At 44.1% G+C, this 13,557-nt stretch carries 12 protein-coding genes, 1 rRNA gene and 1 other annotated feature; of the genes, 11 read left to right on the top strand and 2 right to left on the bottom strand.

Annotated features, from left to right (window positions below):
- The 4 genes from rrf to QT716_RS15490 all read left to right on the top strand — a co-directional run.
- Positions 1–97: ribosomal RNA gene (gene rrf / locus QT716_RS15505) — 5S ribosomal RNA — on the top strand; the annotation flags it as partial.
- A 230-nt stretch (positions 98–327) separates the two neighbouring features.
- Positions 328–804 (top strand): glutathione peroxidase, encoded by a 477-nt coding sequence (locus QT716_RS15500; RefSeq protein ID WP_317937055.1) that lies wholly within the window; start codon positions 328–330, stop codon positions 802–804.
- 107 nt (positions 805–911) lie between these two features.
- A complete protein-coding gene (gene guaB / locus QT716_RS15495; RefSeq protein ID WP_317937054.1) occupies positions 912–2,378 on the top strand; it encodes an IMP dehydrogenase in 1,467 nt (488 codons plus the stop codon).
- A 147-nt stretch (positions 2,379–2,525) separates the two neighbouring features.
- Positions 2,526–3,863 (top strand): serine hydrolase, encoded by a 1,338-nt coding sequence (locus QT716_RS15490; protein WP_398293784.1) that lies wholly within the window; start codon positions 2,526–2,528, stop codon positions 3,861–3,863.
- Positions 3,864–3,885: 22 nt separating this feature from the next.
- Here the strand turns inward: QT716_RS15490 and pdxR are convergent, their stop codons facing one another.
- A complete protein-coding gene (pdxR, locus tag QT716_RS15485) occupies positions 3,886–5,295 on the bottom strand; it encodes a MocR-like pyridoxine biosynthesis transcription factor PdxR (RefSeq protein WP_317937052.1) in 1,410 nt (469 codons plus the stop codon).
- 169 nt (positions 5,296–5,464) lie between these two features.
- Positions 5,465–5,678, top strand: a binding site (T-box leader).
- 71 nt (positions 5,679–5,749) lie between these two features.
- Here pdxR and serS point away from each other — a divergent pair.
- A complete protein-coding gene (gene serS, locus QT716_RS15480) occupies positions 5,750–7,033 on the top strand; it encodes a serine--tRNA ligase (RefSeq protein WP_317937051.1) in 1,284 nt (427 codons plus the stop codon).
- Between the two features lie 29 nt (positions 7,034–7,062).
- On the opposite strand, the gene tadA is transcribed toward serS, so the two are convergent.
- Positions 7,063–7,566 (bottom strand): tRNA adenosine(34) deaminase TadA, encoded by a 504-nt coding sequence (tadA, locus tag QT716_RS15475; protein WP_317937050.1) that lies wholly within the window; start codon positions 7,564–7,566, stop codon positions 7,063–7,065.
- 134 nt (positions 7,567–7,700) lie between these two features.
- Between tadA and QT716_RS15470 the strand changes: the two genes are divergently transcribed.
- The 6 genes from QT716_RS15470 (at position 7,701) to kynB (ending at position 13,373) form a co-directional block, all read left to right on the top strand.
- A complete protein-coding gene (locus tag QT716_RS15470) occupies positions 7,701–8,333 on the top strand; it encodes a deoxynucleoside kinase (protein WP_317937049.1) in 633 nt (210 codons plus the stop codon).
- Positions 8,334–9,005 (top strand): deoxynucleoside kinase, encoded by a 672-nt coding sequence (locus QT716_RS15465; RefSeq protein ID WP_317937048.1) that lies wholly within the window; start codon positions 8,334–8,336, stop codon positions 9,003–9,005. It abuts the gene before it with no gap.
- Between the two features lie 176 nt (positions 9,006–9,181).
- Positions 9,182–10,465, top strand: a complete 1,284-nt coding sequence (kynU, locus tag QT716_RS15460; protein WP_398293778.1) for a kynureninase — start codon at positions 9,182–9,184, stop codon at positions 10,463–10,465.
- Positions 10,466–10,487: 22 nt separating this feature from the next.
- A complete protein-coding gene (kynA, locus tag QT716_RS15455) occupies positions 10,488–11,333 on the top strand; it encodes a tryptophan 2,3-dioxygenase (protein WP_317937047.1) in 846 nt (281 codons plus the stop codon).
- 33 nt (positions 11,334–11,366) lie between these two features.
- Positions 11,367–12,716 (top strand): sodium-dependent transporter, encoded by a 1,350-nt coding sequence (locus QT716_RS15450; RefSeq protein WP_317937046.1) that lies wholly within the window; start codon positions 11,367–11,369, stop codon positions 12,714–12,716.
- Between the two features lie 18 nt (positions 12,717–12,734).
- The gene (gene kynB, locus QT716_RS15445; RefSeq protein WP_317937045.1) at positions 12,735–13,373 is read left to right on the top strand and encodes an arylformamidase; all 639 of its coding nucleotides are present in this window, start codon (positions 12,735–12,737) and stop codon (positions 13,371–13,373) included.
- Positions 13,374–13,557: the final 184 nt, after the last annotated feature.

Raw genomic sequence — 13,557 nt, 5'->3', positions numbered from 1 at the left:
AGGTCACACCCGTTCCCATACCGAACACGGAAGTTAAGTTCTTCAGCGCCGATGGTAGTAGGGGGCTTCCCCCTGTGAGAGTAGGACGTTGCCGGGCAATTTAAAAAGCGAGTCGAGGATATTCATCCTTGGCTCGCTTTTTGCTTTGTTTTATAAAGTTGTTTGTTATAAGGAACATCCTATGTAGTTGTATAGGAGAATTCACATGCTTATTCGCAGGTAGATATGTGCAGAATCTAATCACATCTTGAATTCAGGACTTCTTTTTTGCGCTAAGAGGCGGTTTCCATTATGGTTAAGAGAATAAACCTGAAGGAGATGGCTCGCATGGAATCAGTTTATGAGTTTACAGTACAGAAACCAGATGGTACGGAGCAATCACTTACAGAGTACGAAGGAAAACCTATGCTGATTGTAAATACAGCTAGCAAGTGTGGATTTGTAAAGCAGTTTGATGAGTTACAGGAAGTGTATGAGCAATATAAAGATCAGGGGCTGGTTGTGCTCGGCTTCCCTTCTGATAACTTTAACAATCAAGAGTTCGACAGCAGCGATGAAGCCGAAGAATTTTGCAGAATGAACTTTGGTGTATCATTTCCTATGTTTGCAAAGGTTGATGTGAAAGGAAATAGTGCTGAGCCACTGTTCCAGTATCTTTCATCGCAAAAGAAAGGAATGCTCACCGAAGGGATCAAGTGGAACTTTACGAAATTCTTAATAGACCGGCAAGGTAACGTGGTGGATCGTTTTGCACCGCAAACAGGTCCCCTGAAGATGAAGGATGCAATCGAAAAGTTAATATGACGGAAAAGCGCCAATACTTTTACTTATCGACGCTTCCTTGACACGCCATTGCGGCGCTGATAACCTATTATCTAATATTTAACCGAAACTATAGGAGGGCATCAGACATGTGGGAGACTAAGTTTGCACGTGAAGGACTAACGTTTGACGATGTATTGCTAATACCTGGAGCATCAGACGTATTACCAAAGGACGTATCACTATCCGTTCAATTAACAAAAAAGATCAAACTGAACGTTCCGCTGATTAGTGCAGGAATGGATACAGTTACTGAGTCACAAATGGCGATTGCAATGGCACGTCAAGGCGGTTTAGGTGTTGTTCATAAAAACATGAGCATCGAAGAACAAGCCGAGCAGGTTGTCACTGTAAAACGTTCTGAGAACGGAGTCATTACAAATCCGTTTTTCCTTACTCCTGAACACCAAGTCTTTGATGCGGAGCATTTAATGGGTAAGTATCGTATTTCAGGCGTACCCATTGTGGACACGTTAGAGAATCAGAAATTGGTTGGAATCATTACAAACCGTGATCTCCGATTCATTCAGGATTACTCTTTAATTATCTCAGATGTAATGACTAAAGAAGAACTTGTAACGGCACCGGTTGGCACAACACTAGAAGATGCAGAGAAGATTTTACAACAGCACAAAATCGAAAAACTTCCTATCGTTGACGAAGATGGAACCTTACGGGGACTTATTACTATTAAAGACATCGAAAAAGTGATTGAGTTCCCTAACGCAGCAAAAGATCATCATGGCCGTCTCCTGGTAGCTGCAGCTGTTGGCGTCACTTCAGACACCATGGTACGTGTTCAGAAACTTGTTGAGGCTGAAGTGGATGCAATTGTAATCGATACGGCACACGGTCACTCACAAGGTGTTATAGAGATGGTGAAGAAGATTCGTGAAACTCATCCTGGACTCGATATTATCGCAGGTAACATCGCTACTGCTGAGGCAACACGTGCTTTGTATGAAGCGGGGGCGGATGTTGTGAAAGTTGGAATAGGGCCGGGATCTATTTGTACAACTCGCGTAGTTGCAGGAGTCGGAGTTCCACAAATCACTGCAGTTTATGATTGTGCAGCTGAAGCACGTAAACATGGCAAAGCAATTATTGCAGACGGCGGCATTAAGTTCTCCGGTGATATTGTGAAAGCTCTTGCCGCAGGCGGACATGCTGTTATGCTTGGAAGTCTGTTGGCTGGTACAACAGAAAGTCCTGGAGATACTGAAATCTTCCAAGGTCGTACATTTAAAGTCTATCGGGGAATGGGTTCAGTGTCTTCCATGGAGCGCGGTTCAAAGGACCGTTATTTCCAAGAAGATGCTAAGAAACTTGTACCTGAAGGTATTGAAGGCCGCATGCCGTATAAAGGCTCACTTGCTGACACAGTTCACCAATTGGTTGGCGGTATCCGATCAGGTATGGGCTATTGTGGAACAAAAGATTTGCACACTTTACGGGAAGAAGCACAATTCATCCGTATGACAGGTGCAGGTCTTCGTGAAAGCCATCCACACCAAGTTCAAATTACGAAAGAAGCACCTAACTACACAATTTCTTAAATGACTTGTAGACAGGAACTTCAGCACCTTTCCAAACGTCTCATATGGGCGGAAAGGTGCTTTTTTTGTTTTTATATTCATCCCTTCCTTTAGGTATGATAAACTATTATAGTAAATCGCAATGACGGAGGTAGAAATGTGAAGAAGATGAAGAACAGATGGTTTTCTGTACTATGTTCAGCAGTTTTGCTGATCACAATGTTTGGTGCAACAACTGCTCAGGCAGAATCGTCCCTTGGCCTCCATGTGGATGGTGCAATTCTAATTGACGCAGATAGTGGAAAGATTTTGTATGAACAAAATGCGGATGCTCCGCTCGGTATTGCGAGTATGTCAAAAATGATGGTGGAGTACCTTCTGTTCGAGGCAATTGATGAAGGGAAAATCTCATGGGATCAGCAATACAAGGTGACAGATTATACATATGCCGTGTCACAAGACCGAAACTTAAGTAATGTACCGTTACGAAGAGACGGTTCGTATACCATAAAAGAACTCTATGAAGCATTGGCTATTTACTCAGCGAATGCAGCAACGATTGCGATTGCCGAAACAATTGCAGGAACTGAAACAGAGTTTGTCAAAATCATGAATGAAAAAGCAAAAGAACTCGGCCTGAAAGATTATAAGTTTGTGAACTCCACAGGGCTGAATAATGCAAACCTGCACGGTATGCACCCGCAAGGCACAGGTCCAAATGACGAAAACGTTATGCCTGCAAAATCTGTAGCAAGACTTGCGTATTCTTTAATCACGGATTATCCACAAGTTCTTGATACAACTAAAATTAAATCAAAAGTATTCCGTGAAGGTACGGATGATGCAACAAAAATGGACAACTGGAACTTCATGTTACCTGGTTTTGTCTATGAGTATGAAGGCGTTGATGGCCTAAAGACTGGAACCACTGAATTTGCAGGACATTGCTTCACCGGAACAGCGATGCGTGACGGTAAGCGTGTCATTGCTGTTGTCATGAAAGCTGTAGATGCGAATGGACAGGGTTCATACAAAGCCCGCTTTGACGCAACACGTGCACTGTTCGATTATGGGTTCTCACAGTTTTCTGAAGTGGAATTTGTCTCTGAAGGGTATCAGTTTAAAGGGAAAGAGACATTGGATGTATTGAAGGGTAAAGAGAAAGAAGTTGCTGTTCAAGTGAAAGATCCGATTAAGATGCTAGTGAAAACTAGTGAAAAGGATCAATACAAACCGAAGTTAATCCTCGATAAGAAAAAAATGAAAGAGGGTTCACTTGAAGCACCGGTTAAAAAGGACGCTGTCATTGGTCATGTAGAACTTGTGAAAAAAGACGGATCTGAAGACTATGGTTATATTAATGGAAAAAGTACTCAATCTGAAGTGGTCACAAAAGACGCTGTTGAAAAGTCCGGTTGGTTCTCCCTTGCTATGGGCGGTATCGGTCACTTCTTCTCAGGTCTATGGGATAGTGGGACAGGCTTCGTTAAAGGGTTGTTTAATTGAAATTAAGACGGACCCGCGCATTTTAGCGCGGGTCCATTTTTTTTATATTCCATACAGCCATTAACTTATCAATCCCTTGTTTAATATCCTGTTCATGTAATCCGCCGAAGCCGAGCAAAAAGGAAGGGAAGTCTTGGACTGCAGAGGACTGGTAACCACCCAGGCTGTATACGCGTATGCCTTTTTGCAGTGCAAGATCAGCCAGTTCAGACTCTGATTGCTGTGATTGAACAGTCACGATAATATGCATCCCGGCTTCATCACCCGAATAAGAAATTCGCGGTTCGTATGGAGACAGTGTCCCTTTAAGGATATGCAGTTTTTTACGATATATCTTCCTCATACGATTTAGATGTCGAGAAAACTGTCCATCCGCCATGAACCGTGCAAGCATGTGCTGCTCAATTCGGGGTACTGTTGAAGCATATTGAATAAACGCACCGCGATAACGTTCAAGAAGTGCTGAAGGGAGTACCATATAAGCAATACGCAGTGAGGGCATGAGAGACTTAGAAAATGTGCTCAAGTAAATTACATTCTCGCCGCGATCCATTCCTTGCAGTGAAGGAATGGGACGGCTGGCGTAGCGGAATTCACCGTCATAGTCATCCTCAATGATGACATGATCGGAATTCGATGATGCCCAGTTTAACAGGGCTGCTCTCCTAGGTGCAGAGAGCACGGAGCCTGTAGGGAACTGGTGGGAGGGTGTGACGTATGCAACTGTTGCAGGTGTTCTCTGTAACGCATCCACGTCGATTCCATCGGCATCTACCGCAATTGGGATTGCGGATCGCAGGTTATGGTCGAAAACGTGATGGGTTAATGGATAGCCTGGATCTTCAACAGCGTAGACAGCGTCAGATCCAAGTATACGGATAATTAACGGAATGAGTTGTTCAGTACCTGAACCAATGATAATTTGGTCAGGCGTACAAATCACACCGCGTGAATGATACAGATAGGTCGCGATTTCATTTCGCAGTTCTACATCCCCGTGCGGATCACCTAATTGTAATAAATGAGCCGCATGCTCATCGATGACATCCTTAGCAACTTTTCGCCACTTAGTGAATGGAAATGTATCTGGATCCACCATGCCTGGTGAAAAGTCTATAGCGGTTTGAGATCGTTCAGGAATCGATATTTCCTTTACCTTCTGTTTCTCTACGTATGCGAGCTCTTCGATATCTTGAACAAAGTAACCGCTTCTAGGAACGGAAATGATATAACCTTCTGAAACCAGTTGCCCGTAAGCAAATTCAATCGTGGTTTGACTGATGGAAAGAAACTCACTCAATTTTCGTTTGGAAGGGAGCTTTTTTCCGACTGGAACTCTTTGTTCCGTGATGTCTTGTTTCATTTGCCGATAAATTTGTTCGTAAAGCGGGATATCTAAAGACTTATCTAATGCAATGAACCATTCTTCCATCAACGTCCTCCGTTCTTGACCTTTTAAAAGTGAGATAAATGAAGTTATGAAGGTGGTCACTTATTTAGTATAGTGTACTATAATTACATACATAATGATGTTACATATGCGCTTTTATCCTTTGCTTGCCAAACGTTCTGGCATATAGTAAAGTTATAGTAATTTCATACGTAAGACGATGAAGGGAAGTAGTAGCAGCTTCGTTTTTCCTAAGAGAGCCGACGGGTGGTGCGAGTCGGTGAAAACAACTGTGAATCCATCCTTGAGCAGCCAAACTGAACAGAAGTAAGTTTGTGCCGGCACCGGAGCCGTTATCTTCCTGGAGTGAATCAGCGTTGCGCTGATTAAGCTGGGTGGTACCGCGGGTAGTTCTCGTCCCTATTGATAGGGGATGGAGGGCTTTTTTTGTGCCCGAATTTCGGAAATCGTTATAACCAATTAAGGAGGAATCGTAATGTTAGACAGAAAAGTATTGCGTACAGACTTTGAAGGTGTAAAGAAGAAGCTTGCAGTCCGTGGAGAAGATATCTCTGAGCTGGACAAGTTCCCGGCACTCGACGACAGACGCCGTGAATTATTGGCAAAAGTTGAGGTGCTAAAAGCAGAGCGTAACGAAGTGTCTCAGAAAGTGGCGGAGATGAAACGGAACAAAGAAGATGCGGATGAACTTGTCTTGAAGATGCGTAAAGTCGGCGAAGACATTAAAGCGTACGATACGGAATTGAACGAAATTGAAGAGCAATTGGATTACGTATTAATGCGTATTCCTAACATCCCTCACGAAAGTGTTCCTGTCGGTGACAGCGAAGACGATAACGTGGAAGTTCTCAAGTGGGGGGAAACACCCGAGTTTTCATTTGAACCGAAACCCCACTGGGAAATCGGTACAGACTTAAAGATTCTAGACTTTGAACGTGCAGCGAAAGTTACTGGAAGCCGTTTCGTATTTTACCGGGGTATGGGCGCACGTTTGGAGCGCGCACTTATTAACTTCATGATGGATCTTCATCAGGACGAGAACGGATATGAAGAAATGCTGCCTCCATATCTGGTCAACCGTACTAGCTTGACGGGAACGGGCCAATTGCCGAAGTTTGAAGAGGATGCATTCCTTGTTGAAAAAGAAGACTACTTCATGATTCCAACTTCTGAAGTACCCGTAACAAACTTTTACCGTGATGAAATCCTGAATGCGGATATGCTCCCGAAAGGATTTGCAGCGTATAGCACAAACTTCCGCTCGGAGGCAGGTTCTGCGGGCCGTGATACGCGTGGATTGATACGCCAGCATCAGTTCAACAAAGTGGAACTCGTCCGTTTTGTGAAGCCCGAGGATTCTTATGACGAGTTAGAGAAACTGACAGGACATGCAGAAAAAGTACTTCAAATGCTTGAGCTTCCATACCGGAAGTTGAAAATGTGTACGGCAGATCTTGGATTTACTGCTGCGAAGAAATATGACTTGGAAGTATGGATCCCGGCGCAAAACGCTTATCGTGAAATCTCTTCATGCTCAAACTTTGAAGACTTCCAAGCGCGTCGTGCCAACATCCGCTTCCGTCGTGAAGCAAAAGGGAAGCCGGAGTATGTGCATACACTAAACGGCAGCGGACTTGCAATCGGACGCACAGTTGCTGCGCTGCTTGAAAATAATCAGCAAGAAGACGGTTCGGTATTGATTCCAAAAGTATTGCGTCCATATATGGGTGGAAAAGAGTACATTACAGCTGGTGAATAAGCCTGAACGTAAAAAAGCGAGATCGGAAGTTATTCTGCTTCCAATCTCGCTTCTTTTTTCGCTCTTTTTTTCTTTTCACGTAACGCCCTGAAGAAGTTGGTGAGGAGTGCACCGCATTCGTCTCCTAGAACACCTTCACGGACCTCACATTCGTGATTGAATCGTTCGTCGCTCAACAGTCGGTAGAGTGAATCAACACAACCTGCTTTTATGTCTCGAGCACCGTAGACAACTGTCGGGACCCTCGATTGTAATATTGCACCTGCACACATCGGACACGGCTCAAGTGTCACGTAGAGAACAGTCTCCTCCAGTCGCCAGCTGCCAATGACTTCACATGCATCCTGAATCGCAGAAAGCTCCGCATGAGTTACCGCATTTTGCGTTGTTTCTCGTAAATTATGAGCACGTGCAATCACTTTACCTTGATACACAATGACTGCTCCTATAGGTACTTCACCAAGCGCTTCCGCTTTTCTTGCTTCTGCAATCGCCAGCCCCATAAAGTACTGATCTTGCTCGTTGACATTCATATTCATCGCTCCTTATCCTCAGTGTAGCACGCTTTTTCACAAATGTTCCACGTGGAAAAAATGTCACAACTAAACACGCGCCTCCTATGATAAACTAAAGGAACGATATTAAGTGAAAGACAGGAGCGTTGGTCATGACCATTCCATTCATTGCAGTAGAAGGACCGATCGGAGTAGGGAAATCTACGTTATCTAAAGCAGTTTCAGACTCCCGTCAATTCCATCTACTTATGGAAATCGTAGATGAAAATCCGTTTCTCAATAAATTTTATGACGACATAGAAGAGTGGAGCTTTCAAACTGAAATGTTCTTCCTCTGTAATCGATATAAACAGCTTGGTGACATTCAAAAGCACTATTTAGCTAAAGACAAGCCGGTTGTTGCGGACTACCATATTTTTAAAAACCTTATCTTTGCACAGCGCAGTCTTTCGGAAAGCGATTATGCAAAATATGAGCAGATCTATACTATTTTGACTGCAGGAATGCCTGTCCCAAATGTCATTGTTTACTTGCATGCAAGCTTAGATACGCTTATGAAGAGAATTGCTATGCGCGGCCGGGACTATGAGCGCGGCATGGATCCGAACTACTTGCGCCGGCTGTCCGAGGACTATGATATATTCATTAATCGATTCGAACGGTTGCACCCTGAAATTCCAGTCTTACGTTTCAATGGAGACCAACTTGACTTTGTTGCGAACGCACGTGACCGGCAATACATCCTTGACGCAGTTGATGCCGTCATGCAGAAAGAGGTTATTTAAGTGAAGAATTTACGTGAAAAATACGGAATACCACAAGACGCCGTGATTACGATTGCAGGAACAGTTGGGGTCGGAAAGTCAACGATGACGACAGCACTCGCTGAAGCATTGGACTTCCGTACATCTTTTGAAAACGTCGACCAAAATCCATACTTAGATAAATTTTATGAGGATTTCAAAAAGTGGAGCTTCCATTTGCAAATTTATTTCCTCGCTGAACGTTTCAAAGAACAGAAGCGTATCTTTGAATATGGCGGCGGATTCATTCAGGACCGGTCGATTTACGAAGATACAGGAATCTTCGCCCGTATGCACATGGAAGAAGGCACGATGGATCCGGTCGATTATGAGACGTATACCAACTTGTTTGACGCGATGGTTATGACACCATATTTTCCACATCCGAATTTGCTGATCTACTTGGAAGGTCCGCTTGATAGTATTATTGAGCGCATTCACGAACGCGGCCGCGAGATGGAGCAGGAAACGCCAATTACGTATTGGGAGGAAATGCATGCGCGCTATGAGAAATGGATTGATTCCTTCACAGCATGCCCAGTACTGCGCCTGGACATTAATGATTACGATTTAATGACGAATGCCCACGAAGTAGAACTGATTGTCGAAAAGATAGGCAGCATCTTATCACAAACAGAACCGCTTCGCAGCTAACATAAGACATAGAACCTTTTCCGTCAGGGGACACCTGTCTGGAAAGGTTTTTTTCATTTTTTATCGAATGAAAGAATAGAGTATTCCTATCCGTGAACAGGTCTTATTGACGCGTTGAAAATGACTCACGTATAGTGAAACCTATAGAAAAGTTCAATTTGAAGGAGCAGATTGCTATGACAGCGAACGAAAAAATGACGATAACATATGCACAGGAGCTTGAGCAGTGCTATGCTGCAGCCAGTCGGCGTGATGAGTTTTATGTACAAGAAGATGTGATCTACTTTGACGGCAATTCACTTGGATTACTTTCTAAACGCGCAGAAAACTCATTACTCGCTATTCTGGATTCGTGGAAGACACATGGTATTGATGGGTGGATGCAGGGAGACCGCCCTTGGTTTAACCTGTCCGAAGAGTTAGGTGCCTCGATGGCACCACTTATCGGAGCGCAGCCTGAAGAAGTTATTGTAACAGGCTCCACCACTTCTAATTTACATCAATTACTTGCAACGTTTTTCAAGCCTTCAAAAGACAGAACTAAAATCTTAGCAGATGAATTAAACTTTCCAACAGATATCTATGCAATTCAAAGTCAGCTGAAGTTGCATGGATTGGATCCTGCAGAGCATTTGATTCGTGTGAAAAGTAAAGACGGTCAAACCTTGCAAACCGAAGACATTATTGAAGCAATGACAGACGATGTTGCGATTGTGATTTTGTCCGGAGTTCTCTATCGTAGTGGGCAAGTACTTGACATGAAAAAGGTAACGGAAGCAGCTCATGCGCGAGGGACTTTAGTTGGTTTCGATTTGTGTCATTCAATAGGATCCATCCCCCATTCACTTGATGACTGGAACGTCGACTTTGCATTTTGGTGCAATTATAAGCACTTGAACGGCGGTCCGGGAGCAACCGGCGGTATTTACGTCAACCGCCAGCACTTTGGTGTATCACCAGGACTTGCAGGATGGTTTGGTTCGGCCAAAGATCGTCAATTCGATATGGAGCACACCTTTACCCCAGCTGAAGGAGCAGGTGCCCTGCAAATGGGGACTCCACACTTACTAAGCTCAGCACCGCTCATTGGTTCACTTGAATTGATGAACGAAGTGGGAATGGAGGCAATTCGTGACCGGTCATTAGCATTGACAGGGTACTTGCAGGAATTGATAGAAACAGAATTAGCGGATTATGGATTTGTTGTTACTAGTCCGAAGAGCGAAGTTGAACGCGGCGGGCATGTCTTTGCTGTACACAAAGAGGCAGCACGTATTTGTAAAGCATTGAAGGCGAACGGTGTGATTCCGGACTATCGGACACCGAATGGCATTCGTTTGGCGCCCGTAGCTCTTTACAATACCTTTGAAGAAGTTCTTGAAACTGTAAATATTTTAAAATGTATTATGGAAGAAGAACAATATAAGCAGTTCCAGAATAAGCGTGAGGTTGTAGCATAACTTTGGATTTAGGAGGCTAATCATGAAAAAAGGAATATCGGATTTGAATTTGGACAATGAAAACATCCATACCGATTTTAAGAAAGAAATGACTTATGGGGAATACTTGCATTTAGATCAGATCCTATCGAGCCAAGACCGTCTTTCAGGTCATCATGATGAAATGCTGTTCATCGTCATTCATCAAGTGAGTGAATTGTGGATGAAGTTGACATTACACGAGTTAACGGCTGCAATCGGAGCGATTGAGGCTGGTGAAATGCAGTCTGCATTCAAGAAGTTAGCGCGGGTTACAAAAATTCAGTCTCAGATTATCCAGGCATGGGACGTACTTTCCACGATGACACCTGCTGAGTATTTGGAGTTCCGAGATTCACTCGGCAAAGCATCCGGTTTCCAATCGTATCAGTATCGTCTCATAGAGTTTGCGTTAGGTTATAAGTCTTCTCATATCTTGAAGATTTACGAGAAAGATGCGGAAGTACATGCGTTGCTGCAAAATGCACTGAACCAACCAAGTATTTATGATGTAGCAATTCAAGCATTATCGAAAGCCGGTTTTGCCATCAATCCTGAATTGCTTACTCGCGACTTCAGTGTCACGTATGCAGGTGATCCAACTGTTGAAGCGGCTTGGGAAGCCGTCTATCGTGATGTCGATAAATATTGGGATCTGTATCAGCTTGCAGAGAAACTTGTTGACGTTGAAGATTGGCTGCAGCAATGGCGGTTCCGTCACATGAAAACGGTGGAGAGAATCATTGGATTTAAAACAGGAACAGGGGGCTCATCAGGTGTAAACTATTTAAGGCATGTGCTCGACCATCGGTTCTTCCCGGAACTATGGGATCTGCGTACGAAATTGTAAGAACGATAGAAAGATGAAAAAGGGGGGAGAACTATGGAGGAAAAAGGACGAACGGAACAATGGTCCTCTAAGTTAGGATTCATATTATCATCAGCAGGAGCTGCGATTGGGCTCGGTGCCATCTGGAAGTTCCCCTACGTGACAGGGATGAGCGGAGGCGGTGCGTTCTTCCTTCTGTTCATCATTTTCACGGTCGTCATCGGCTTACCGATGCTGCTTTCTGAGTTCATCATCGGACGCAGTACAGGTAAGGAAGCGATCAGTGCATATAAAAAGCTAGCGCCAAATAGTTTATGGGTGTGGATCGGCAGACTTGGCGTCTTAGGCTGCTTCTTACTGCTTTCCTTTTATAGCGTTGTAGGCGGCTGGGTCCTCGTTTACAGCGGACTGGCAATTCCTGGTCAGGTCATCGGGGACGGAGCGAACTACGGTGAGTTATTCGGATCGGTCATCGGTTCTGTTTGGATTACGCTTCTTGGACTGCTATTATTTACGATTATTAATGTCATCGTTATAGCTTCAGGAATTCAAAATGGTATTGAGCGCGCTAACAAATATATGATGCCGCTGCTATTCATTTTTTTCATTATCTTGGTGGTGCGTTCCTTAACGTTGGATGGTGCAATGGAAGGTGTGAAGTTTTTCTTGGCGCCAGACTTCTCTAAGATAACGGGTGAGTCCGTACTTTATGCGCTTGGACAATCCTTCTTTTCATTAGCTGTAGGGTTTTCGTGTATGGTGACATACAGTTCGTATTTGAAAAAGGACGTCAGCTTACGGTCATCAGCAGGATCTGTCGTCGGGATGAATATCTTTGTTTCGTTGCTTGCTGGACTAGCAATCTTCCCGGTGGTATTTGCATTCGGATTAGCACCTGACGAAGGACCGGGATTACTGTTCATGGTGTTGCCGGAAGTGTTTGGACAAATGCCGTTCGGGGAAATGTTTTTAGCATTATTCTTACTGTTGTTTTTGTTTGCAACATTGACGTCTTCGTTTAGTTTGTATGAAATCATTGTAGCTGCATTGACTGCTAATGGCAGACGCACACGGAAAACAGTGGCTTGGCTTACGGGACTTATCGTGTTCGTAGCAGCAATTCCCTCAGCCATGTCGTCTAGCTTACTGGAATCGTTGACGATAAACGGAAAAAGTATATTCGACAGTACCGACTATCTTGTCAGTAATATCTTGCTGCCGCTTGGTAATTTGCTGATTGCGTGGTTCATCATTCACAAAATGGACCGCGTACTTGTGAAACAAGAATTTAACTTAAGTACAAAAGAATCACCAGGGTTATTTCGAATATGGATTGTCTTAATGGCGGTAGTTGTTCCGCTGACAATTGCAGCTGTGTTTTTGAATAAGCTTGGCATCGTGTAAGTAGGGAGGATGATACGGATGACGAAGTTCACAGAGTGGATTGACATCACGCAGCCGCTCAGTAATTCAATTGCAGAGTGGCCGGGGGATAAGCCGTTCAACTATGAGCTCACATTTACGAAGGAGCAGACAGGCTCAGTCAATATCGGTCAAGTTTCCATGAGTGTTCATACAGGTACCCATATTGACGCACCATTCCATTACGATAATAACGGCCAGCGTGTGCATGAACTGGATTTGTCTTTGTATATCGGGCCGGCTCTAGTGATCGATGTCACAGGACATGCAGAAATTGGTCGTGCAGAACTGGAAGGTTTCGACTTTAAAGACTTGGAGCGATTGTTGCTTAAAACAGGAGGGCACCCCGATCCAAATACGTTTCCTGAAGACTATCCGGTGTTGAAAGCGGACATCGGTCCGTTTTTAAAAGAGCGTGGGATTCGGTTAATTGGAGTTGACGTTCCATCTGTCGATTCAGTCGACAGTAAAATGATGGATGCCCATCACGCGCTTTACGATAACGGTGTGAACATTTTGGAAAACACCGTTTTGACCCATGTGACACCTGGAGTGTATGAACTGATTGCACTTCCGCTTGCACTGCAAGATTCAGACGGCAGTCCTGTACGTGCAGTGCTGCGTTCGTTGGAAGGGTGACAAAAGAGCTGCGAAGAAGGGAATTGACCCTTTAAGCAGCTCTTTTTGTATGGAATGCGTTATCGGCCTTCAAAGTCTGAAGTTGTGTCTCGATATCGACAAACTTGATGAAGTGTCGGAGAAGTTACTTGGAATGTCGGACAAATTTACATAAGTGATGAAGAACGGGACGGAAGTGTCTGAC

Source organism: Sporosarcina aquimarina (assembly GCF_033253705.1).
Lineage (GTDB): Bacteria > Bacillota > Bacilli > Bacillales_A > Planococcaceae > Sporosarcina > Sporosarcina aquimarina.
Note: the sequence above shows the minus strand (reverse complement) of the source record. Positions and strands in the feature narration are given on the sequence as shown.

Excerpts from the sequence above, each read along its gene's own strand:
- kynB (WP_317937045.1), top strand. The coding sequence starts at position 12,735 with ATGACGAAGTTCACAGAGTGGATTGACATCACGCAGCCGCTCAGTAAT.
- serS (WP_317937051.1), top strand. The coding sequence starts at position 5,750 with ATGTTAGACAGAAAAGTATTGCGTACAGACTTTGAAGGTGTAAAGAAG.
- QT716_RS15470 (WP_317937049.1), top strand. The coding sequence starts at position 7,701 with ATGACCATTCCATTCATTGCAGTAGAAGGACCGATCGGAGTAGGGAAA.
- QT716_RS15500 (WP_317937055.1), top strand. The coding sequence starts at position 328 with ATGGAATCAGTTTATGAGTTTACAGTACAGAAACCAGATGGTACGGAG.
- pdxR (WP_317937052.1), bottom strand. The coding sequence starts at position 5,295 with ATGGAAGAATGGTTCATTGCATTAGATAAGTCTTTAGATATCCCGCTT.
- kynU (WP_398293778.1), top strand. The coding sequence starts at position 9,182 with ATGACAGCGAACGAAAAAATGACGATAACATATGCACAGGAGCTTGAG.
- tadA (WP_317937050.1), bottom strand. The coding sequence starts at position 7,566 with ATGAATGTCAACGAGCAAGATCAGTACTTTATGGGGCTGGCGATTGCA.
- kynA (WP_317937047.1), top strand. The coding sequence starts at position 10,488 with ATGAAAAAAGGAATATCGGATTTGAATTTGGACAATGAAAACATCCAT.
- guaB (WP_317937054.1), top strand. The coding sequence starts at position 912 with ATGTGGGAGACTAAGTTTGCACGTGAAGGACTAACGTTTGACGATGTA.
- QT716_RS15490 (WP_398293784.1), top strand. The coding sequence starts at position 2,526 with ATGAAGAACAGATGGTTTTCTGTACTATGTTCAGCAGTTTTGCTGATC.
- QT716_RS15450 (WP_317937046.1), top strand. The coding sequence starts at position 11,367 with ATGGAGGAAAAAGGACGAACGGAACAATGGTCCTCTAAGTTAGGATTC.